The organism is Mycolicibacterium tokaiense (assembly GCF_010725885.1).
In the GTDB taxonomy this organism is placed as follows: domain Bacteria; phylum Actinomycetota; class Actinomycetes; order Mycobacteriales; family Mycobacteriaceae; genus Mycobacterium; species Mycobacterium tokaiense.
On the sequence record NZ_AP022600.1, the window covers coordinates 1,223,140 to 1,244,160 of the forward strand.

General features: G+C 68.8%; 20 protein-coding genes and 1 pseudogene. 8 read left to right on the top strand and 13 right to left on the bottom strand.

All coding sequences use genetic code 11. The features are described from left to right. Positions 1–12: 12 nt before the first annotated feature. Positions 13–1,191 carry an MFS transporter gene (locus tag G6N58_RS05850; protein ID WP_163907937.1) on the top strand — a complete coding sequence of 393 codons (1,179 nt, stop codon included), beginning with the start codon at positions 13–15 and terminating at the stop codon, positions 1,189–1,191. A 3-nt stretch (positions 1,192–1,194) separates the two neighbouring features. On the opposite strand, the gene G6N58_RS05855 is transcribed toward G6N58_RS05850, so the two are convergent. Beyond that, a complete protein-coding gene (locus tag G6N58_RS05855; RefSeq protein WP_163907939.1) occupies positions 1,195–2,517 on the bottom strand; it encodes a cytochrome P450 in 1,323 nt (440 codons plus the stop codon). A 111-nt stretch (positions 2,518–2,628) separates the two neighbouring features. Here G6N58_RS05855 and G6N58_RS05860 point away from each other — a divergent pair, with 111 nt between their 5' ends. Next, positions 2,629–3,261, top strand: coding sequence for a TetR/AcrR family transcriptional regulator (locus G6N58_RS05860; RefSeq protein WP_115281772.1), 633 nt, complete (start codon positions 2,629–2,631; stop codon positions 3,259–3,261). Here the strand turns inward: G6N58_RS05860 and G6N58_RS05865 are convergent. After that, positions 3,258–3,740: a hypothetical protein gene (locus G6N58_RS05865; protein WP_115279386.1), complete on the bottom strand. Its 483-nt coding sequence runs from the start codon at positions 3,738–3,740 to the stop codon at positions 3,258–3,260. The two genes, G6N58_RS05860 and G6N58_RS05865, sit on opposite strands and share 4 nt — an antisense overlap. A gap of 38 nt (positions 3,741–3,778) precedes the next feature. Between G6N58_RS05865 and G6N58_RS05870 the strand changes: the two genes are divergently transcribed. After that, entirely contained in the window at positions 3,779–4,588 is an 810-nt protein-coding gene (locus tag G6N58_RS05870; RefSeq protein ID WP_435406161.1) for a hypothetical protein, read from the top strand. Between the two features lie 57 nt (positions 4,589–4,645). Here the strand turns inward: G6N58_RS05870 and G6N58_RS05875 are convergent, their stop codons facing one another. Further along, positions 4,646–5,146, bottom strand: a complete 501-nt coding sequence (locus G6N58_RS05875; RefSeq protein ID WP_115279385.1) for a PPOX class F420-dependent oxidoreductase — start codon at positions 5,144–5,146, stop codon at positions 4,646–4,648. A 10-nt stretch (positions 5,147–5,156) separates the two neighbouring features. Continuing rightward, entirely contained in the window at positions 5,157–6,527 is a 1,371-nt protein-coding gene (locus tag G6N58_RS05880; RefSeq protein ID WP_115281768.1) for an MFS transporter, read from the bottom strand. 87 nt (positions 6,528–6,614) lie between these two features. Between G6N58_RS05880 and G6N58_RS05885 the strand changes: the two genes are divergently transcribed. After that, on the top strand, positions 6,615–7,244 hold the full coding sequence (locus G6N58_RS05885) for a TetR/AcrR family transcriptional regulator (protein ID WP_115279384.1): 630 nt from the start codon (positions 6,615–6,617) through the stop codon (positions 7,242–7,244). On the opposite strand, the gene G6N58_RS05890 is transcribed toward G6N58_RS05885, so the two are convergent. Genes G6N58_RS05890 through G6N58_RS05900 form a run of 4 tightly spaced genes read right to left on the bottom strand, consistent with a single transcriptional unit; the run spans position 7,213 to position 10,878 of the window. Beyond that, positions 7,213–8,490 carry a hypothetical protein gene (locus tag G6N58_RS05890; protein WP_115279383.1) on the bottom strand — a complete coding sequence of 426 codons (1,278 nt, stop codon included), beginning with the start codon at positions 8,488–8,490 and terminating at the stop codon, positions 7,213–7,215. The genes G6N58_RS05885 and G6N58_RS05890 overlap by 32 nt on opposite strands. Then, a complete protein-coding gene (locus tag G6N58_RS05895) occupies positions 8,487–8,876 on the bottom strand; it encodes a hypothetical protein (protein ID WP_435406160.1) in 390 nt (129 codons plus the stop codon). The genes G6N58_RS05890 and G6N58_RS05895 overlap by 4 nt, the downstream gene beginning before the upstream one ends. Further along, positions 8,873–9,025, bottom strand: a complete 153-nt coding sequence (locus G6N58_RS30440) for a hypothetical protein (RefSeq protein WP_170314329.1) — start codon at positions 9,023–9,025, stop codon at positions 8,873–8,875. Before G6N58_RS30440 ends, G6N58_RS05895 begins: the two co-directional genes overlap by 4 nt. Beyond that, the gene (locus G6N58_RS05900; protein ID WP_232067747.1) at positions 9,025–10,878 is read right to left on the bottom strand and encodes a hypothetical protein; all 1,854 of its coding nucleotides are present in this window, start codon (positions 10,876–10,878) and stop codon (positions 9,025–9,027) included. Before G6N58_RS05900 ends, G6N58_RS30440 begins: the two co-directional genes overlap by 1 nt. Positions 10,879–11,049: 171 nt before the next feature. Between G6N58_RS05900 and G6N58_RS05905 the strand changes: the two genes are divergently transcribed. The 4 genes and pseudogenes from G6N58_RS05905 (at position 11,050) to glgX (ending at position 14,676) form a co-directional block, all read left to right on the top strand. Next, the gene (locus tag G6N58_RS05905) at positions 11,050–11,727 is read left to right on the top strand and encodes an HAD family hydrolase (protein ID WP_115279381.1); all 678 of its coding nucleotides are present in this window, start codon (positions 11,050–11,052) and stop codon (positions 11,725–11,727) included. A gap of 2 nt (positions 11,728–11,729) precedes the next feature. Beyond that, a pseudogene (locus tag G6N58_RS05910) lies at positions 11,730–12,155 on the top strand (hypothetical protein). A 100-nt stretch (positions 12,156–12,255) separates the two neighbouring features. Beyond that, a complete protein-coding gene (locus G6N58_RS05915) occupies positions 12,256–12,426 on the top strand; it encodes a hypothetical protein (protein ID WP_163907941.1) in 171 nt (56 codons plus the stop codon). Positions 12,427–12,543: 117 nt separating this feature from the next. After that, positions 12,544–14,676, top strand: a complete 2,133-nt coding sequence (gene glgX / locus G6N58_RS05920; protein WP_115279380.1) for a glycogen debranching protein GlgX — start codon at positions 12,544–12,546, stop codon at positions 14,674–14,676. Here glgX and G6N58_RS05925 read toward each other — a convergent pair. From G6N58_RS05925 to G6N58_RS05945, 5 genes are read right to left on the bottom strand one after another with little or no spacing between them, the layout of a single operon-like run. Next, on the bottom strand, positions 14,668–15,711 hold the full coding sequence (locus tag G6N58_RS05925; RefSeq protein ID WP_115279379.1) for an AbrB family protein: 1,044 nt from the start codon (positions 15,709–15,711) through the stop codon (positions 14,668–14,670). The two genes, glgX and G6N58_RS05925, sit on opposite strands and share 9 nt — an antisense overlap. Before the next feature lie 8 nt (positions 15,712–15,719). Then, a complete protein-coding gene (locus G6N58_RS05930; RefSeq protein ID WP_115279378.1) occupies positions 15,720–17,042 on the bottom strand; it encodes an MmgE/PrpD family protein in 1,323 nt (440 codons plus the stop codon). Then, complete coding sequence (locus G6N58_RS05935; RefSeq protein ID WP_115279377.1) at positions 17,039–18,379, bottom strand: MmgE/PrpD family protein; 1,341 nt, start codon at positions 18,377–18,379, stop codon at positions 17,039–17,041. The genes G6N58_RS05930 and G6N58_RS05935 overlap by 4 nt, the downstream gene beginning before the upstream one ends. Beyond that, on the bottom strand, positions 18,379–19,608 hold the full coding sequence (locus tag G6N58_RS05940) for an MmgE/PrpD family protein (RefSeq protein ID WP_115279376.1): 1,230 nt from the start codon (positions 19,606–19,608) through the stop codon (positions 18,379–18,381). Before G6N58_RS05940 ends, G6N58_RS05935 begins: the two co-directional genes overlap by 1 nt. Further along, the gene (locus tag G6N58_RS05945; RefSeq protein ID WP_115279375.1) at positions 19,605–20,999 is read right to left on the bottom strand and encodes an MmgE/PrpD family protein; all 1,395 of its coding nucleotides are present in this window, start codon (positions 20,997–20,999) and stop codon (positions 19,605–19,607) included. Before G6N58_RS05945 ends, G6N58_RS05940 begins: the two co-directional genes overlap by 4 nt. Positions 21,000–21,021: the final 22 nt, after the last annotated feature.

The following is a 21,021-nucleotide window of genomic DNA, read 5'->3' on the forward strand; positions in this document are numbered from 1 at the left end:
ATATTCACATCGGTGACCGCTGTGGGAGGTTCCGCCGTTGCCGGCCTGCGCTCCCGGCTGCCCGCGCTGCTGGCCCTGGCATTGGCGTCCTGCCTCGCCGTCACCACCGAGGTGCTGCCCATCGGACTGTTGCCTGCCATCGGTGCCACCTTCGGTACCTCCGAGGCCACCACCGGACTGCTGGTGAGCCTGTACGCCGTCATGGTGGCCGCACTGTCGGTTCCACTGACCCTGCTCACCACCCGCCTCCCGCGCAAGCCGCTGCTGCTGGCGACGGTGTTCGGCTACCTGGCCAGCAACCTGGTGGTGGCACTGGCCCCCACCTTCGCCGTCCTGGCCGCGGGCCGCGTCATCGGCGGCATCACCCACGCCCTGTTCTTCTCGCTGTGCATCGGCTACGTGCCCCGACTGGTGGTCCGCTCCCAGGTGGGCCGGGCGCTGTCCATCGCCACCGGCGGCGCATCTGCGGGATTTGTTCTCGGCGTGCCGGTGTCGACATCGCTGGGTACCGCAGTCGGGTGGCGGCTGTCGTTCGGACTGCTGGCGGTGCTGGCCGGTGTGACCCTGCTGCTGCTGATCCGACTGCTGCCCGCCGTGGACTCCGGCGCCGACGAGCACGCGGGCCGGCAAGCCGGCCGGCGGCGAGACCTGGGCGCGGTGGCGGCCGCCAACACGGTGACCTATCTCGGGCAGTTCACGGTGTATACCTACATCAGCGTGCTGCTCCTGGGCGCCGGTGCGTCGCCCGCGCTGGTGGGGCCGATCCTGCTGATCTGCGGTGCGTGCGGGCTGATCGGGTTGTGGCTCACCGGCCGCGGGCTGGATCACGCACCGCGCCGGAGCACCGCGGCAACACTGGCCGTGGTGGTCCTGGCGGTCGCCGCGTTCGGGCTGGGTTACCCGGCCCTGATCGCTATGGTGGTGGCCGCTGCGGTGTGGAACGGTGCATTCGGCGGCGTTCCGCTGATCTACCAGGCCTGCGCGGTGCGCACCCACGCGGTAGCGCCGGAAATGGCTGGCGCATGGGTGAATTCGACGGCCAACATTGGGATCGCCGGGGGTTCCGCACTGGGCGCGGCGGTACTGCCGACACTGGGCCCGTCCTGGCTGCCGTGGGTGGCGGTGACTCTGATAGCCATGTCTCTGGTGCTGAGCATGGTCGCCCGGCGCGCCTTCCCGCCCCGCCCCTGAGGCTCAGCGCCGACGCAGAGTCACTCGGCCACCCTTCTTCGGGGTGAACGCCACCCCGCGGGAGTGCCACTTCTCTCCGGGTTGACTGGTGGTCTCGATAGCGAAGTCGCGCAACACCGTTCGCAGCACCACGTCCATTTCCATGGTGGCGAAGGCCGCCCCCACACAGCGGCGCGTGCCACCACCGAAGGGCACCCAGGCGAACGTGTTCGGACGCTTACCCAGGAAACGATCCGGGTCGAAGCGTTCCGGATCGGGGAACTCAGCGGCGTCGCCGTGTACCTGTCCGATCGCCACGGACACCGAATATCCCTGCGGGACCCGGAAATCGCCCAACCGGAAATCAGACGCCAGCACATGCCGGCCGGCGAAGTCGATGACGGTCCGGTTGCGCTGCACTTCCAGGATGACGGCCTGGCGATACTCGTCACCGCCGGCCTGGGCCTCGTCGACCAGCCGGCGCAGCACCGCCGGATGCCGGGAGACCCGCTCGAATGCCCAGGCCAACGTCGACGCCGTGGTCTCGTGGCCGGCCGCGAGCAGAGTCAGCAACTCATCGCCGATCTCGCTGCGCGACATCGGCGTTCCGTCTTCATAGGTACTGCGCAACAGCAGCGCCAGGACGTCGGTGCGTTGGTCGAGGGCGGGATCGCGCCGAGCCCGGTCGATCAGTTGATCCACCACTGCGTTGTACTCCCGCCGGTAGGCCGCGAGCCGGCCCCAGGGCGTCCACCTACCGAGGTCGCGCGTGGGCGTGGGCAGCACGGCCAGCCGGGAGCCGAGAGTGACCCAGGGCGGGATGATGCGTTGCAGCGTCTCGAGATTGGCGCCCTCGGCGCCGAAGATGGCGCGCAGGATGATGTTCAAGGTGATGCGCATCATCGGCTCGAGCGTGGCGAATTCGCGGCCGTCGGGCCAGGTGGCCGCCTCGCGGACAGTCTCCTCTTCGACGATGCGCTCGTAGTTCTTCATGGCCTTGCCATGGAAAGGCGGCGTGAGCAACTTGCGGCGCCGGCGGTGTTCGGCACCTTCGAGGGCGAACACCGATCCGGGGCCGAAGATGCGGCTCAGGTTGGGCTGGATGTTGCCCAGGTCCTCGGTGCTGGCCGTGAAGACCTGCTTGGCCAGGGCCGGGTCGGTGACCACCACCATGTTCCCGAAGACGGGGATGCGGATGGTGAACACGTGACCGTGCCGGTTGGCGAGCAGAGCGATGGTCTGTCTGCGGAACAGGGCGTAGCCGATGCCCTGCAGCGCCCTCGGGGCCCGGGCCACCGGCGGGACGGGCAGTGCGGCCGCGTCGATGTGATCGGTGTGCACCGTCATGGAGATCCACTCCCCTTCGCTGGTCGCGGTACCGCTCCGTACCACTTCATGATACCGACGGTACTGGGTGGTACCAGGATTCGCAACAACCTCGATCCGTTCGCGACCGGAATGCGGGAGGATGGTGCGGTGGCCGCCGACGACCCGTTGCACACCTCCGCCGACGGCGGCGACCCGTTCCGGTCCCGTCTGCTCGACGGGCTGGCCGCCTCCATCGAGGAGAAGGGCTACCGGGAGACCACGGTGGCCGACATCGTGCGGCATGCCCGCACCTCCAAGCGCACCTTCTACGACCAGTTCGGCAACAAGGACGACTGCCTGCTCGAGCTGCTCGAGATCGAGAACGCCAGGATGATCAGCGACATCCTGTCCACTGTCGACCCGGAGGGGCACTGGCACGCCCAGGTGGAGCAGGCCGTCGGCTCCTACGTCGCCACCATCGAGTCGCGGCCGGCGATCTGGCTGGCGTGGATCCGCGAGTTCCCGGCCCTCGGCGACCGCGCCCGCCCCGTACAGCGTCGCACCATGGAACGACTCACCGGCATGTTGATGGACCTGACCAACACCCCCGGTTTCGTGCGCGCCAACTTCGAGCCGGTGACCCGACGGCTGGCCCTGGTGCTCTTCGGCGGCCTGCGCGAGCTGACCGCCGACACGATGGAACGCGGTGAGGAGATCCGGTCCATCACCGAGACCGCCGTGACCGCGGCCGCGGCATTGGTCAGCCGCGCGCATACCCGCTAGAGCTGCGGCACCACATAGCCGAAAACCTGCGGGAAACCCAGCCCCCCACGCAATTCCCCGGCGCCGGCCAGCAACACGTCGCCGTGCCCGGGGTCGTAGATCCGGTAGCGACCAGCCTCGGACCCGATCAGCAGCACCCAATGCCGCGGGATCACCTTGCCCAGCAACATCGGCACCGGCCAGCCCTGCGCCACGGCCGCGGGCACCGCATCGAAGCGCGACGTCCACCGGTAGCGCACCGCGCCGCTGTGCCGGTTGAGCGCGGTGACCATGCCCAGCGGGGTGGTGCCCAGGGCGCGCGGCCACACCGCGTTGAGCTGGCGGTGCAGGCTCTGTTGCTCGGCCTCGAACCACCCCGCCTGTTCCAGCCGCGCGGCATACCCCTCGTCCAGCATGGCCGCCGCGACGATAGCCGTGCTGGGTCCGCACGTCACGCCGTCGCGCTGCCGGAGCTTCAGTTTGGTGAAATCGAGCGCCATCACCTGCCAGGTTAAGCCTGCGCGCCATGATGGTGGGCATGCTCGACGAGCTGTACCGGGCTCGACCCGAGGAGTTCACCGCACTGCGCGCCAGCTTGGCCGCCGAGGCGAACAAGCGCGGCGACACCGCCGCGGCCGCGGCACTGAAGGCCGCCCGCAAGCCCACCACCGCAGCCTGGGTGATCAACACCCTGGTACACCAGGATCCCGGGGTGCGGGAGCGGTTGCGCGAGCTGACCGGGGCGCTGCGCGACGCCCACGCCGCGATGGACGGCGAGCAGATCCGCGCGCTGTCTGCCCGGCAGCGCGCCCTGGTCGGCGAGCTGACCACCCAGGCCCTGCGCGCGGCGCAGGTGAGCCGGCCGTCGGCAGCGCTGCGTGACGACGTGACCTCGACGCTGCAGGCCGCGATCGCCGACCCTGAGGTGGCCGACCGCCTGGGCACCCTGGTCAAGGCCGAGCAGTGGTCGGGTTTCGGCGTCGGGATGTCCACTGCCAAGGCACCGGCTGCCAAGAAGCCACCGCGGAATGCACCGGCGCGGGCGAAAACCGCCCCGCCGAGGACGGCGGATCCGACCGACCACCGCCGCCGCGAGCGGGAACAGACCCGGGCACAGATGACCGAGGCCCGCCAGACCAAGAGGGACGCCGACGAGCAGCTGCGCCGCCGCCACACCGACCTGGCCGCGGCGCGCACCGCGCACGACGAGGCACAGCGCAGGCTGCGGGCGGCCGAGAAGACGCTCCAGGACGCCGAACGCGCCTACGCCGACGCCGAGGCGGCCGGGCTGACCGCCGCAGCACGGATCGTGGAGCTACGCGAACGGCTCGAGCAGCTCAGACGCTGATCCCGTCTCCGGCGGATCATCTCTCCGGCGGGCCCGCAGTTTGCCGCCGGCCCTCCCTCACCCTCGTCCCTCCCCCTCGCTTCGCTGGGGGGACCCCCAGGGATCGTCGACCGGCGGGAAGCCGCCCGTCGCCACGGGGCCCCACCGTGTCGGAGTCACCCGGATCAGGCACTTGCCCTGGTCGCGCATGGCCTGGCGGTATTCATCCCAATCGGGGTGCTCGCCGGCGATGGCGCGGTAGTAGTCCACCAGCGCCTCCACCGCCTCCGGCAGGTCGATCACCTCGGCATCGCCGTCCACCTGCACATACGGGCCGTTGAAGTCGTCGGAGAGCACCACCACGCTGGCGGTGCCGCTGCGGCGGACGTTGGCGGCCTTGGCCCGCTGCGGGTAGGTCGAGATCACCAGCTTCCCGTCGTACACCCCGCCGGTCACCGGCGAGCTCTGCGGGCGTCCGTCGGCGCGGAAGGTGGTCAGGACCATGCGGTGCCGCGGAGTGACGAACTCCAGCAGCTGCGCGAGGTCCACCTGGTCAGCGGTGGCATAGTTTCGGGGCACTCTGTCGAGGTTAACTGCGTGTGATCCGGGTCCCGCTGATCTCGGCGCCGGCAGCCCGCGGCAACCGGACGGTCTCGATCAGGGTGATCGCCAGCAACCCGGCCAACACCACATACGTCCAGCGGTAGGCCATGCCCAGATCACCATCGAACAGCGGGGACAGCTGGCCCAGCAGCAGCGCCGCCACGGCGATACCCACGCCCGCGGCCAGCTCCTGCACCGATGCGTTCAGGGTGTTGCCGTGGGTGAGGTCATCGCCCTCGACGTCGGCGAAGGCCAGCGTGTTGTAGGCGGTGAAGCCGACCGACCGCAGCGCCCCGCTGACGTAGAGGATCAGCACGATCAGCCAGATCGGCATGGCCGGCCCCAGCAGCGCGAGCAGTCCGAACCAGCCGACCGACAGCACACCGTTGACCAGCAGCACCCGCTTGATACCGAATCGGCGCATCAGCGGTGTGGTGATGGGCTTGATGGTCAGGTTGCCGACGAACAGCGCCGCCACCATCAACCCCGCCGTGAACGGCGACCAGCCGAACACCAGCTGGAACTGCAGCGGCAACAGGAAAGGCACCGACGTGATCACCATCCGGTACAACGCGCCGGCGGTGACGGTGATGCGCAGCGACCGGAACCTCAGCACCCCGAACCGGATCAACGGGTCTGCAGCCCGGCGCAGATGCCACACCGCCACCGCCAGCAGGACGACGGCGGCAGCACCCCCGCAGGCCACCAGCAGCCAGTTGGTCCCTGACACCCGGATGCTCTCCAGCGCGATCAACCCCGCCGCGATACCGGCACCCAGGGTCAGCAGGCCTCGCCAGTCCAGCGGCCGCGTCATCTCGGCGGGCCCACCGCGGATCAGCTTGCGCGCCAGCAGAAATCCCACGACGCCGATGGGGATGTTGACCACGAAAATCCACCGCCACGACCCCACCGTCGCGATGGCGCCACCCAGCGCCGGGGCGACCACGGGAGCAGCCAGCGCCGGCCAGGTGAGCAGCGCGATGGCCCGCACCCGGTCCAGCTTGTCGCTGTAGCGCAACACCGCGAGCCGTCCGACGGGCACCATCATCGCGCCGCCCATGCCCTGCAGTATCCGCATCCCGACCAACATCGGCAGCGAGACGCTGAGCGCGCAGCCGATCGACGCCAGGGTGAACACCACGATGGCGCCGAGGAATACCCGCCGGATGCCGAATCTGTCGGTCATCCAGCCGGTGGCGGGAATCAGGACCGCCACCGTCACGAGATACGCCGAGATCGCGACGTTGACGTCCACCGGCTCGACACCGAGCGACTCGGCGATCAGCGGGATGGCCGGGGTGATGATGGTGGCGTCGAGGATCTCCATGAAGAACGCTGCAGCCACCAGCAGTGCCATCCCGAGCGGGAACGTTGCACGTTCGGTGGACGACACCGGGCGATTCTCCCAGAAGCGACGTTGCCCTCCACCGGTAGGGTTTGGCCGATGACGGTCCGACGGCAGCCCGCTGCGGGCCGTCCGCGGGACCCGGACAAGGACGTCGCCGTCATCCGGGCCACCCGGGAGCTGTTGGTGGAGGCCGGGTATCAGGGCACCACCGTGATCGCGATCGCCCGACGGGCGGGGGTCGGCGCCCCGACCATCTACCGGCGCTGGGCCACCAAGGAGTCCCTGGTGGAGGAGGCGGCCTTCGGGCATGCCCATCCCACGCCGCTGCCCGCGCCCACCGGCGACCTGCGGGCCGATCTGCGGGCCTGGGTGGCGATGTTCCTGGACTGGCTGGCCCATCCGGTCACCCGTGCGGCGCTGCCGGGGTTGCTGACGGCCTACCACCGCGACGAGAACCTCTACGAACGCCTGGTGGTGCGCTCTGAACTCGACGTGCGCCATGCCCTGACCGGCCTGCTGGCTCCCACTCTGGCTGAACTTCCCCGACCGCTTCGGATCACCCGGGCGGATGCGGTGTTCGACTTCCTGGTGGCCGCCACCGTCACCCGGGCGATGACCCGGGGTCTGGTCGACCGCGAGGAATTCTGCAACCACACCGCCGAGGCGCTCGCAGTGCTGGCCACCGCCCCCCGGGTCACCCGCCGAAGAGCAGGTACAACCCGGTGAACGTATAGGCCACCATCACCAGCATCATGGCCAGCTGCCCGGTGAGCTGGTGGCCCTGGGGCAGCAGGCGCAGAGCCGCGTCGTGGGCGGCCACCACACCGGCCATGTGCCCGAGCACCACGCAGGCGACCTTGACGGTGGCCAGCACTGCCGGGTGCTCGGAGAGCACATACGCCACGTCCCAGGTGACACCGAGGGGCGCCAGGAGCAGGATCAGCGTCTGCTGGCCGCGCTCTACCAGATACGAAAGATAGTGCGCCAGAACGTAACCGAGCACGATGGGAATCAACGAGTGGGCCAGCTGCCCGGGCAGCAACCGGCGGCCCGCGGCGTCCATCCCCCCGGTGGCCCGTGCCGCGGCCCAGAAGCTCACGCCCACCACGGCGACGAACACCGCCAGGCCCACGGTGCGCACCGCCGCGCCCACCCAGACCCCACCACCCAGACCGTCGACAACACCGCGCCAGGCGGGCATCGCCGAGAAGCTGTCGAATGCCGTGGAACCCAGCAGCACCGCCAGCACCGTCACCGTGCCGCGACGTACCGGCAGCGACGGCAAGTGGTGGAAAGGGTTGCCGATCACCACGGCGCCTGCGGGGCCGCGACGCAGCGGCGAGAGCCGGGAGGCCGCCACGCTGTACACCTCGAACGGATCGGCCCGGGCGAACCAGCGCGGTCCGAATCCGGCGGCTCCGGCCACCATCACCACGGCGTAGCAGCCCAGCCACACCAGGATCGCGGGTACCGAACCCGGGTCGGGGCTGGCCAGTTCCAGCCAGACGAACGCGAAGAGACCGACCGCGGCCGGGACGTACCCCCACCCGTCGGGGTACGGGCGCGCGCGGGTGCGCGGCACCATCGACCACACCGTCCGCACCGGTGAGAGCACCCGCCACAGCGGACCGGACACCGCCGAGGCCACCGGCAGCCCCACCCACAGCAGCACGTAGAACACCCCGGGCAGCGGGTTGTCGGCGGTCGCGGACAGCACCAGCACCCAGACTGTCAGTGCGAGCGCCACCCCGCCCACGGTCCGGCGGGCCACCGGGCTGTCGGTCAACGCCGTCACCCGTGGCAGTTCACGGCCCGGGGTGGCGGGGTCGAATCGTGCTGTGCGCCAGGCGAACGCGATGACAGCGAAGGTCAGCGTCAGCGCCCATGCGGCGCCGATCAGGGCGAACGTCGGCGGGATGGGAAGATCCGTCGAGCCACCGAGCCCATGGGCGAGCACGGTGGTCTCGGTCACGGACGGACCTGGATGGTCACCACCGTGCGGTGCGCCTCGTGCAGTTCGACCTCGACGCGACCGGGCACGTCGACGGTGAATTGGAAGGACTGCCCCGCCGCCGGCACCACGTCGAAGGTGTGCTCGGGCACGGCATGCACATGCAATTCGTCGGCCACGTCGCTACTGACCACCAGCGTGATGGGCATCCCCACCCGCGCCTCGAGCTCACCGTTGGTGGGCGTCACGGTGCCACCGGCGATGGTGATGTCGAGGACCGGCCCCACCTCCGCGGCAGCCGCGGGGGCCGACGAACTCTCAGGTGACGGCGGCGGAGCTTCGGGGGCCGAGGAACACCCCGCCAGGACGACGGCAGCGATGGTCAATCCGCAGAGTCGGTACATCAATCACTTTCGGTGGGTTCGGCGTCGGGGTCCGGGCCCTGCCTGCGGTCGCGCACCGCGATGAACACCACCACTCCGGCGACGATCACCGCGGGCAACAGGGCGGGCAGCGCCAACAGCAGGGTGTGGTCGGCGAGGTAGGTGATCTGCATCAGCGGGTCGGCTGCACCTTCGGTCCGGGATCATCCTGGGCCACCGTCTGCGGATCGGCCCGGTTGATCCGGCCACCACCCCAGGTCAGAGCGGCGATCAAGGCCAGCGTGCATGCCAGCACCACCAGCGATGCGGCACTGAACAACCACGACGGGTGTTCGAAGTTGCGTTCCCGCTGCAGGATGGTGATCTCCGGAACAAAATCGCGGGTCGAATTCGCTTCTGCAGGCATACCTTCGGCACCGATGCCCGGATCTGCGGGCAGGAAGATGGGCACCCCGGCCATGGTCCTGCCGTCCTGCACCCGCAGCAGCGTCTTCCAGGTTCCCGAGACCGGGACAGCGCGGGTGGAGCGGTAGTGGCCGGGCCCCACCTGCTCGAGGCGGTCGATGATCAGGCCGCGTTCGTTGGCCAGTCCGCCCTGCCAGGCCAGGATCGATACCCACTCGGGGTTCTCGCTCACCAGATCGGGTGGGTTCATGCGGACGTCGGCGGTCACCATCCGCTGGTCCCCGACGCTGGGCGCGTCGGTCAAAGCGATGGTGGCGGTGGCGTTCTCCGGCACCGTCGAGTGCAGACCGTTGGCCACGGCACCACCGAGCACCACTACCGTGAGCACCACGATCGAGATGCCCGCCGCGGGTCGGGGCAGCCGCCGGCCGGTGAGCACCATGCCCACCATCGCTCCGCACAGACCGAGGAACACACTCACCGGGACCGCCATCATCAGCGCTTCGCCCCACATGCTGGTCGGCCACGGGTAGTGATAGACGGCGGCGATCCAGAACGACTCCAGCCACAGCCCTGCGGTGGCCACCAGTGCGCCACCGACGGCACCGAACAGCAAGGGCCGCTTGATCAATGGGGTCAGCGCCAGCAGTTCCACCGCAATCGCCGGGCCGAGGTAGAGCGGGAACCAGCTGATGGGCGCACCCAGCATGGGGCCCACCACCAGCGCCACGGCGCCCCGCAGGGCGATCGCCAACACCGCGGCGGCCATGGCCGCGCCGGGTCCGAGCACCAGCCGGGCAGCCACCAGCGCCAAGGCGGCGGCGCCCCCGATCATCATGGGCTGCAACACCAACCGGAATTGCTCGACGCCGAAGTCATACTCGATCTGGTACACCGACAGGCCGATCACCAGACCGCCGAAGGACAGATAGCGCAGCGACTTGATGGCCCAACCGTCCGGGGGCGCGTCCGGACCCATCGCCTTGCGGCCCTCGTATTCGAGGAACAGCACCGCGATCAGCGACAGACCGGCCCCGCCGATCAACATCAGGTGGGTGGGCCCCCACAACGTGACGTCCTGGCCGAAGATGCGGTGCCACACGTCGTCGAGCGGGAACCCGATCAGGGCGTACAAGCCGCAGACCGTCATCAGCACCCCGCCGACCGGGGCGTACCAGTGCCGGGTGATGCGCACCGCGGCGGCGCCCGGTTTGTCGTAGGGCAGGGTGCAGGCCAGCGCGCCGGCGATGAAGAGCATGAACAGCCCGACCAGGATGAAGTAGTGGGCGGGGTTGGCCAGCGGGCCTTCGTCGCGTCCCTTGCCGATGTGCAGGCCGACGTCCCAGATGAAGCCGAACAGCGCGCAGATCAGGGTCCCGGTGAACAGGAAGATCTGCATGGCCACCCAGGGCGGGCGCTTGAATCGGTGGCCGAGCGTGTCGGCCGTGCTGTTGAGCCAGGTGATCTTGCGGGCGCGGTGTTGATACCCGATCCAGACCAGGACGACGGTGACCACCGCGGCCACCACGGACAGCCCGATCACCTGGTCGAGCGCGGCACCCCCACCTTCGTCGCTGGCGGCCAGGATGACGGGGGTTTCAACGGCGCTCGAGGACGTCACAGTGCTGAGTATGGACTGTTCGCGAGACGTTTCAAGGGGCTTCCAGCAAATAGCCGGACCGCCGGTACCGGTCAGTAACTCAAATGCCCTCGTCGGGCCAGGTTTTACGTTGCGGCTGGTTTGTAAAAATTTTCGCGCACTGGACGGACAGTTTCGGGGTATCGCTGACAGATGCCTTCCTCCGCGGTTCTCTTCGACATCGACGGCACTCTGGTCGACTCCAACTACCTGCACGTCCACGCCTGGGCCCGGGCCTTCGCCGAGGAGCACCTCGACGTCGCCGCCTGGCGGGTGCACCGCTGCATCGGCATGGATGGCTCCGCGCTGTTGAGCGAGCTGGCGGGCGGTGTCGACGCGGACGTCGCCGATCGGCTCAAGGAACAGCATTCGCGCTTCTACCAGGAGACCGCGCCGCTGCTGAAGCAGCTGCCCGGTGCCAGGGCGCTGCTCGACCGGGTGGCGGAGCTGGGCCTGCAGGTGGTGCTGGCCACGTCTGCGCCGGAGGACGAGCTCGAACTGCTGCGCCGGGTACTCGACAGCGAGGACGTGTTCTCGGCCGTCACCTCGGGTGAAGACGTCGAGACCGCCAAGCCCGAGCCCGGCATCGTCGACATCGCGTTGCGCCGGGCCGGGGTCGGGGTCGACCAGGCGGTGTTCGTCGGCGATGCCGTGTGGGACGTGGAGGCGTGCGTCCGCGCCGGTGTGCCCTGTATCGGACTGCTGTCGGGCGGGGTGTCCCGCGGCGAGCTGCAGGAGGCCGGGGCGGAGGCCGTTTTCGAAGACGCCGCGGAACTGCTACGTCACCTGGACACCACCCGTATCGCACAACTGGCCACCAGGAAGGACTGACGATGGGAAAGGACAGGTTGGACCGCCGACCAGCCGGAGTCGACGACGCCACCGTCGAAGCCGTCGGCAAGCTCTCCGAGGCACTGGAGACCGTCGAACGCGCCCGCGGCGCGCTCTACACGTTCCACCAGTTGATGGGACACGCCGATCTGCAGGCCGGGGAAGCCAGCGAACAACTGCGCGCGGCAGGCCACGGTGACATCGCCGATCGGCTGGACACCGATCTGGTGGGCCGCAATGTGTTGCCGGGTCGCTGGACGTTCCAGGTGGTCGAGGAGTTCGACGAGGGGTACTGGCAGGTGTTCCGCGACCACTAGCGGGCCGTGCGCCACGACCTCATGCAGGGCATCCCGCACGTCTTCGAGGCGGAGATGAAGCGGGATCAGCGCACCCCGGGACAGCCGGGTCACGAGGCCGTACCGGGCTGACCGCTTATTGCCCTGGTTGTCAGTTTCGGGTGGCGGGTTTGGGGTATAGACCTGCTCGACTGCAACGCCGCGGTGGCCCGGACCGACCCAGGAAGGCGACATGGCGAACACCACACCCGAACCACTCACGACACCCGATGTCCTCGGGGTCGACCGCTTGGCCGCCGCCTCCGACATGCTCCTGTTCGGCGACCCTGGCCTGGTGTTATTCGGCGGAACCGGACGCACCACGGACTCGCTGTATCACGGCCGGCACCGTGCCGCTGAATGACGCTCACCCCCACAACTCACCGATGTGCAACCAGAAAGGCCAGTGGATAAGTTGAATTCCTCAACCCCGACGCGAGGAGTTCACTCCGATGACCGCTCTGTGCAAACGAGTCAACAAGTGAGCCCGGCCTCCGACCAGGAGGTGTGGCCCGGTAAGGCCTATCCCCTCGGCGCCACCTACGACGGGTCCGGCACCAACTTCGCCGTGTTCAGCGAAGTAGCCGAGAAGGTCGAACTGTGCCTGTTCGACGAGGACGGCACCGAGACCCGGTACACGCTGCCCGAGGTCGACGGGTTTGTCTGGCACTGCTTCCTGCCCGGTGTCGAGTCCGGGCAGCGCTACGGCTTCCGTGTGCACGGCCCCCACGACCCGGGCGCCGGGCTGCGCTGCAACCCGAACAAGCTGCTTCTGGACCCGTACTCCAAGGCCATCGACGGCTCCTTCGACTGGAACCAGTCGTTGTTCGGCTACAACTTCGGTGAGCCCGACAGCCGCAACGACGAAGACTCCGCGGCCAGCATGCCGAAGTCCGTGGTCATCAACCCCTACTTCGACTGGGGCGTGGACCGGCCGCCGCAGCGGGAGTACGCGGACAGCTTCATCTACGAGGCACACGTCAAGGGGCTCACCGAGACTCACCCCGACATCCCGGACTACATGCGCGGCACCTATGCGGCGATTGCCCATCCGGCGATCATCGAGCACCTGAAGTTGTTGGGTATCACCGCCATTGAACTGATGCCGGTGCACCACTTCGCGAATGACTCGACGCTGATCGACAAGGGTCTGTCGAACTACTGGGGCTACAACACGATCGGCTTCTTCGCGCCGGACTCGAAATACACCAGCAGTTCCACCCCCGGTGGTCAGGTGCAGGAGTTCAAGGCCATGGTGCGGGCGCTGCACGAGGCCGGCATCGAGGTCATCCTGGATGTGGTCTACAACCACACCGCCGAGGGCAATCACATGGGGCCCACCCTGTCGATGCGCGGTATCGACAACGCCGCTTACTACCGCCTCGTCGATGACGACAAGCGGTACTACATGGACTACACCGGCACCGGCAACAGTCTCAACGTCGGACATCCGCACTCGCTGCAGCTCATCATGGATTCGCTGCGGTACTGGGTCACCGAGATGCACGTCGACGGGTTCCGCTTCGACCTGGCGTCCACGCTGGCCCGCGAGTTCTACGACGTGGACAAGCTGTCCACGTTTTTCGAGCTCGTGCAGCAGGATCCGACGGTCAGCCAGGTCAAGCTCATCGCCGAACCGTGGGATGTCGGACCCGGCGGCTACCAGGTGGGTAACTTCCCCCCGCAGTGGACCGAGTGGAACGGTAAGTACCGCGACACCGTGCGTGACTTCTGGCGCGGCGAGGCGGCCAGCCTGGGTGAGTTCGCCTCGCGCTTGACCGGTTCGGCGGACCTCTACGAGCACACCGCTCGGAGACCCGTGGCCTCCATCAACTTCGTCATCGCCCACGATGGCTTTACGTTGCGGGACCTGGTGTCCTACAACGAGAAACACAACGAAGCCAACGGCGAAGACAACAACGACGGCGAGAGCCACAACCGGTCGTGGAACTGCGGTGCCGAAGGTCCCACCGATGATCCGGAGATCAACGCGCTGCGGGCCCAGCAGCAGCGCAACTTCCTGACCACACTGCTGCTGTCGCAGGGTGTGCCGATGATCTGCCACGGTGACGAGCTGGGACGTACCCAGGGCGGCAACAACAACGGCTACTGCCAGGACAACGAGATCACCTGGGTCAATTGGGCCGAGGCCGACACCGAGTTGTTGGAGTTCGCCCAGAAGATCTCGGCGTTGCGCGCCGAGCATCCGGTGTTCCGGCGCCGGCGGTTCTTCAACGGCAGACCGGTGCGCCAGCGTGGGTCGGCGGGAGTGCCGGACATCTCCTGGTTCCGTCCCGACGGGTCCGAGATGAGCGACGAGGACTGGGATTCCGGCTTCGGCAAGTCGGTGGCGGTGTACCTCAACGGTCACGGCATCCCGGATCTGGATCCCCGCGGTCAGCGAGTCACCGATGATTCTTTCGTGGTGTGCTTCAACGCCCATCACGAGCTCATCGAGTTCACGGTTCCTCCCTCGGAATTCGGCAAGAGTTGGCAGCCCGTGATCGACACAGCCGCGGCCGCCGACGACGAGACTGCCGAACCGGTGGCCGCCGAAGCCACGCTGAAGGTGGGTGCCCGCGCGATCGTGGTGCTGCAGTCGGTCTCAGACTGAGCGGCGGCGGAAGTAGGCCGCGATGAACGGTGCGATGGCGAGCACGATGCACATCCGCACGATCTGAGCGGCTGCCACCAGCGTGACGTCGGAACCGGTGGACGCGGCGGTGCCCATCACGGCGTAGATGCCGCCCGGCGTGGTGGCGAGGTAGGCGTCCAGCGGCGTCGCGTCGGTGGTGGCTGCCAGCATCCAGCCCAACCCGGCGCAACCCAGCAGGGTGACGACGATGGTCAGCATGGCCAACGGCACCATCCGCCCGATCGACAACAGGGCGGCCAGGGTGAACTTGAGGCCCACCTGCACACCGATGGCCAGATAGCCCAGGCCGGCGAGCACCACGGGCACTTCGGCCTGGGCGAAGTACGGCACCAGAGTCAGCAGTGCAGCAATCATCAACGGCCCCAACAGGGCCGGAGACGGTAGATGGAGCAATCTGCCGACCAGCAGACCGCCGATGATCGCTGCGGCGACAAAGGTCAGGTCCACCCGCCAGTCACCGGATCCCCCGGACAGGCTCACACCCTGATCGGTTGCGCCGAAGAACAGCGTGACCACCACCGGCATGGTGAGCAGCACGATCAGCAACCGCAGGTACTGCAGCACGGCGATCACGCGTGAATCGGCACCCAGATCATCGGCCATGGCTGTCAGACCGATGGCGCCGCCGGCGATCGAAGAGAACACCGCGGTGGCCGGGGTGGCGCCCCGCCGGACCAGCAGGGTGCCCACCAGCACGCTCAGGATCAGGGTGAACGCCGAGATCCCCAGGACGATGAGCCAGCGCGCACCGAGGCCGGCCAGCGTGCCCCAGTCGATGACCGAACCCACGATGACACCCACCACGGCCTGACCGCCCTGGAAGAAGGAGTTCGGCAGCCGCAGCGGGGCGCGGACCCGGACCAGGGCGTAGGCGAGTGCGCCGATCAACCCGCCGAACAGCAGCGGGGTGGGCAGCGCGATCAGGATGAAGCCGGCCGACACCGCTGAGACGATGACGAGTAGCAGCAGCCAGCGGCCCACGGCGGACGCCATGGGCGCCGCTATCCGGCTACTGCGAAAAGGTCTTCCGCGCTGCCGATGTCATCCAGCCGTCGGGCCACGTCCCAGAGGCGATCCGGGTTGTCCAGGCGCCCGGCGAGGGTCACCACCTTGGCTCGTAACTCCTCGTCACTCATGGGCGCATCGATGCTGCCGGTGGCGTGGTCCACGGTGAGCTCCACGGTACGGCCGTCGGTGGTGGTGACCACCGCCCGGCAGGCGTCTGCGGCCAGGGCGGGATCCAGCGCGACGGTCACCCGCCCACGGATGTCGGTGATCTCAGGATCGACCGCCGCGGTGTCACTGAACTCCGGCGGCCCGCCCGCGCCGCGGAGCAACCCGACGGCGAAGCAGTGGTACACCGAGAATTTGCTCCGGAGCCCGTCCACGGGTTCGGTGACGCCCATGACATCCAACACACGCGGATGAACCTGCAGCTGAACAGATCCCACGTGGGCAGGCTCCAGGCCCCCGGCTCGCAACCGGCGACCGGCGTCGATCACCGGGTGGCTGACAATGCCGCAACTGTAGGGCTTGAGCGCGTTGGATTCCACCAACCATCGGTGACCGAGATCCGCCATCGGCGCCCAATCCACCTCGGTGGCCATCAGCGCAGACATCCCCCGCCGCCCGGCCAGCGGTTCCACCGGGCCGGTGAACCCCTGCTCCGCCAACAGCGCCGCCTCCACGCCGGTGGCCGCGGCACGGCCCACCTGGAAGGACTTGGTCATCGACCCCAGTTGCTCGGTGTGCCCGGCTGCCTGCGTGGCCGCGATGGCGATGGCGTGCGCCGTTCTGGCTGCGTCCAGGCCCAGCACCCGAGCCGCCGCGCAGGCCGCGCCGATGGGACCGGTGGTGGCCGTGACATGCCATCCCCGGTCGAAGTGACTGGGCCACAGGCTGTCTCCCAGCCGACTGGCGACCTCTACGCCGGCCACCACCCCGGTCATCAGGGTCTCGCCGTCGGCACCAACCAGTTCTGCGGCCGCCAGCGCAGCCGGCACGATGGGGGCGCCCGGATGCAGGATGCACGACAGGTAGGTGTCGTCGAAGTCCTCCACGTGCGCGGTCAGTCCGTTGACCAACGCCGCCCACGGCGCGGTGAGCGTCTCGGCGCGGCCCAGCACCTGGGCGCCGCCCTGCTGACCGAGATCCGAAGCGGCTCCGAGGACCGCATCTGCGGCTGCCGAGTGGGCTGCGCCCACCGAGAGACCGATGACGTTGGCCGCGGTCCGCCGGGCGGCAGCCCGGGCCGCTTCAGGGACATCGGACCAGTTCAGTTCTGCGACAAAGGTACTGACGGTGCTGGTGAGGTCGGCGCTCATGCCGGGGTGCCTTTCGTGTCGGCGAGGTTGCGGAACCAACTCTGGGCGCTGGGAATCGTGGCGACACCGCGCGCGGCCTCGACGATCTCCTTCTCCCGGCCCGGCAAGGTGCGTTCCACCAGTGCCAGTACCTTGCGGTCCAGCTGGTCGTCGGTCAGCGGCACCTCGAGGCTGCCGCGCGCGTTGCGCACCGTGACGCTCTCGGTGCCGCCGTCCGCCAGGGTGGCGGTGAGAAACGCGGTGGCCCGGGCGACATCGGGGTCGGGGTGCAGCGCCACCTTGGACCGCATCTCGATGAGCGGCTCCGAACGTACGGTGGTGTCCTCGTAGGACTTCAGATCCACCGGCCCCTGCAGCACCCCGCTGGCGACGCCGTGGATGGTGGAGAACCGGGCAGCCAGGCCATCGGAGGGGTCCGGGTTTCCGGTCAGTTCCACCACCAGGGGGTGGCAGCGGACATCCACGCGGGCCACCTCCCGGCCACCGATCAGCTGATGCAGTTCTTCGGCCGCCTCGATCGCGGGATGGCTCACGATGCCGCAGGGGTAGGGCTTGTAGGTGTTGTCCAACAGCTCCCACCGGGTGCCCCAGTCGTCGAGCAACTTGGACTCGTCCAGTTCGGGTGCCAGCACCCGGAAGTAACCCCGGGGGCCGTCGAGGGCGCGCGGGGATGCCGTCAGGCCGTGCTTGGCGACGGTGGCCGCGACCAGTCCGTTGGCGGCGGCCTTGCCCGGGTGCAGCGGCTTGTTCATGGTGCCGAAGCCCTCGCGGTGCCCGATGGTCATGCTGGACGCCACACCGATGGCGCGGCCGGTGGTTTCGGCGTCCAGGCCCATCAGCATCGCGGCGGCCATAGCGGCGCCGATGGGGCCCACTGTGCCCGTGATGTGCCAGCCGGCATCGTAGTGCGACGGCGACATGGCGACCGCCACCCGCAGTTGGAGTTCGATGCCGACGGCGAAGGCACGCAGCAGTTCGTCGCCGCTGCGGTCCTGCTGCCAGCAGGCACCCAGTGCGGCGCCCAGGGTGGCGGCACCCGGGTGCACGACGGTGGCCAGGTGCGTGTCGTCGAAATCGTCCAGATGCGCCGCGAATCCGGTGAGCAGCGCCGCCGACGGCGCATCGAAGGTGTCCGAGCGGCCCGGGACGGGCACCTCTCCGGGTGCACCGGCGCGGCGCAGACCCGCGGCCACGACGTTGCTCTCGGCGGTGGCCGCCGCGCCGATGGTGGTGCCGACGACGTTGAGCAGGCTGCGCACGGCCTCGGTGTGCACCTGACCTTCGACCCGGTCCGCGACGGCCAGGGCCTGGGCGGCCAGTTCGGTCAGATCGATCATCAGACGTCCTTTGCTGTCGGGGCGTTCTCGAAGAGCGCGGGCAGGTCGGCCCAACTGGCGGCCAGCACGGCATCGGCGCGGTCCCCCGCGCAGTCACGTACCTTCTGCGCCAGGTGCTCCCGGGTCACCGGACGACCTGGGGCACCCGGCGGGAGTTCGATCTCGCCGGAGCGGGTGCGCCCGTCGGTGGTGGTGACCTGGACCCGCACGGAATCCTCGAGCAGGCCGTTGCCACCGGGGGTCAGGTGGATGTCCACGCTGCGGGTCAGCCGCGCCACCTCCGGCCGATGCACGGCCGTATCGGAGAAACTGTCGAAACCGGCGAACCCGTCGGTGACGCCGACGGCCAGGGCGTGCTCGAGGCAGAACTTGGCTTCCAGCCCGGAGGTCGGCCGGTGGTGCACCAGTGGCTGCACCGCGGACTCGGTGAGCCAGATGTCAATCCGCTCGACGTCCTCCGACGCCAGGCCGGCCGCCACCTCGGCCATGCACGCGATGGGGCGTTGCAGCGCATAACAACACGGGTAGACCTTGACTGCCAGGCCGCCCGGCACCATCGCGGGATCGTCGAGTGCCAGATCGAAGGGAGGCTCGGAGACCAGATCCAGCCAGGCGTCGATCACCCGCAAGTCAGCGACGGCGCCCGCGGCCGCCAGTCGGGCGGCGCGAATCCCGGCATCAACAGCCAACCCCACCTGGATGGACTTACCGTCACTGCCGAAGGCGCGTTGCACACCACCGGCGCTCGACACCGCCAGTGCCATCGCCGTTGCCAACCGGTCGGCGTCCAGTCCCATTGCGGTGCCGGCCACGGTCGCGGCGGCCATGGGTGCGGTGGTCGATGTCGCGTGCCAGCCCCGTGAGTAGTGTGACCAGCCCAGCGCAGCACCCAGCCTGGCCATCACGCCGGCACCGGCGAGGTAAGCCCCGGCATCCCCGCCGGTGGCGGCGGCGGCAGGCACACACACCGTGCTGATGTGGGAGGTGGAGGGCAGGTGCAGGTCGTCGTAGTCCACCACGTGCGCCTGGGCGGCCCACCGCGCTCCAGCGGGCAGCTCGGCCACCAGTGCGGTCACCGGGTGATTCGCACCGGCGGCAGCCACCGCAACGGTGTCGATCAGCGCGATCTGAGCCAGTTCCAGGTCGGCAGTACCGGGCACAGCGTCAACGGCCCACTGTGCCAACGACTGTGCGGCAGTGCGCACCTCTGCCGACATCTGCAGCGTCATCGCCGAGCCTCCGCGTACACACCGGCAGTCAGCATCCCGGTGACGGTGGTGATGTCCGGGCAGGCCTCCAGGGACCACAGCGTGTCCATCAGTTCGCCGGTGGCTGCGGCTCCCAGGATCGGTTCCATCAGATCCACCGCCTTGGCCGTCACTTCCTCGTCGGTCATCGGGTCGTCGACGGTGCCACGCACGGCACCGACGTAGCGCTGCCGGACCCGGCCATCGCGCAGCGTCACCGAGACGTCAGCCGTGCGAACGCCGGCCTTGTCGGGGTCGGCGATCAACTCGGTGACCGAGCGCAGTGCGGTGATCACCGGATCGGTCATCCGGTCGTCGTCGTGGGCCATGGCGAAGGTGAAGGCCCGGTCCACCAGCGTGCCTGCCACCAGGTACTGGCAGCAGATGTCGGGCATGGAGCGGTTGTCCACCACGCGACACAGGTCGTGCGGCAACACGATTCGGATGCCGGCGACCTGTGCAGGGTCGATGGGTTCGGATTCCACCAGCTCGAGCATCGCCTGCACGGCAGCCTGGGCGGGGGATCCCACGGCAAACTTCTTGATGTTGGTGTGCATGATCTCGTACCGTTCGCCCAGGCCGTCGGCCAGTTCGTCGCGACGGACCTCGGTGGACAGCGCGTCCAGGAAGTTGGGGACGGCACTGAACACGTCACCCACCCCGTCGCAGCCCGACGCCACCATGGCCGCAGCCCGAACACCGTTGGAGGCAGGCATTCCCGCGAATACGAACGCCTTCTCCATATGGTTGGGATCGCGCACCCAGCTGGTGACGCCCGAGGCACTCTGCGCGGCGTATGACAACGCGTGCCGCATCTGCTCCTCTTCCAGGGCGTAGACGACACCGGCAGCGGCAGCGGCGCCGAACAGGCCACAGTAGGCATGGGTACTGCGACCGCTGGATTCGGTGTTGAGCACCGGCTTGCCGAGGCTCAGCACCACCCGGGTGCCCGCGTCGTAGCCCGCGGCGACCGCACGCAGGATCTGCTCACCGCTGCTGTGCCTCAGGTCGCCCACGGCCAGGGCGGCGGGCACCACCGCACAGCCGGGGTGACTGATGGAACGCGCATGGGAGTCGTCGGTTTCGTCGGCGTGCGCGGACATGCCGTTGGCGAGCGCAGCATCCACCGGGTTGCTCCGCCGCCCACCGATGAGCGCACTCGGGCCGTCGCCGTCTGCACCCACGTAGGCCAGGCCCCGGATGCCCGGCAGCAACTGCGCCCCGGACACCATGGCTGCGATGGTGTCGATGATGTGGTGTTTGGTCTTGTGAAGCACCTCGGGCGGCAACGGCGTGCGCGCGGCCCCGCTCAGGTGCTCCGCCAGACGTCGTGTCTGCGGGCTGATCTCGGCAACCATGATGGTCCCTTTCATCGGAACGGTTGGTGGGCAGGCG

Excerpts from the sequence above, each read along its gene's own strand:
- G6N58_RS05945 (WP_115279375.1), bottom strand. The coding sequence starts at position 20,999 with ATGAAAGGGACCATCATGGTTGCCGAGATCAGCCCGCAGACACGACGT.
- G6N58_RS05885 (WP_115279384.1), top strand. The coding sequence starts at position 6,615 with ATGACGGTCCGACGGCAGCCCGCTGCGGGCCGTCCGCGGGACCCGGAC.
- G6N58_RS05915 (WP_163907941.1), top strand. The coding sequence starts at position 12,256 with ATGGCGAACACCACACCCGAACCACTCACGACACCCGATGTCCTCGGG.
- G6N58_RS05925 (WP_115279379.1), bottom strand. The coding sequence starts at position 15,711 with ATGGCGTCCGCCGTGGGCCGCTGGCTGCTGCTACTCGTCATCGTCTCA.
- G6N58_RS05880 (WP_115281768.1), bottom strand. The coding sequence starts at position 6,527 with ATGGCACTGCTGGTGGCTGCAGCGTTCTTCATGGAGATCCTCGACGCC.
- G6N58_RS05905 (WP_115279381.1), top strand. The coding sequence starts at position 11,050 with ATGCCTTCCTCCGCGGTTCTCTTCGACATCGACGGCACTCTGGTCGAC.
- G6N58_RS05855 (WP_163907939.1), bottom strand. The coding sequence starts at position 2,517 with ATGACGGTGCACACCGATCACATCGACGCGGCCGCACTGCCCGTCCCG.
- G6N58_RS05870 (WP_435406161.1), top strand. The coding sequence starts at position 3,779 with ATGCTCGACGAGCTGTACCGGGCTCGACCCGAGGAGTTCACCGCACTG.
- G6N58_RS05935 (WP_115279377.1), bottom strand. The coding sequence starts at position 18,379 with ATGATCGATCTGACCGAACTGGCCGCCCAGGCCCTGGCCGTCGCGGAC.
- G6N58_RS30440 (WP_170314329.1), bottom strand. The coding sequence starts at position 9,025 with ATGCAGATCACCTACCTCGCCGACCACACCCTGCTGTTGGCGCTGCCC.
- G6N58_RS05865 (WP_115279386.1), bottom strand. The coding sequence starts at position 3,740 with ATGGCGCTCGATTTCACCAAACTGAAGCTCCGGCAGCGCGACGGCGTG.
- G6N58_RS05930 (WP_115279378.1), bottom strand. The coding sequence starts at position 17,042 with ATGAGCGCCGACCTCACCAGCACCGTCAGTACCTTTGTCGCAGAACTG.
- G6N58_RS05940 (WP_115279376.1), bottom strand. The coding sequence starts at position 19,608 with ATGACGCTGCAGATGTCGGCAGAGGTGCGCACTGCCGCACAGTCGTTG.
- G6N58_RS05860 (WP_115281772.1), top strand. The coding sequence starts at position 2,629 with ATGCGGGAGGATGGTGCGGTGGCCGCCGACGACCCGTTGCACACCTCC.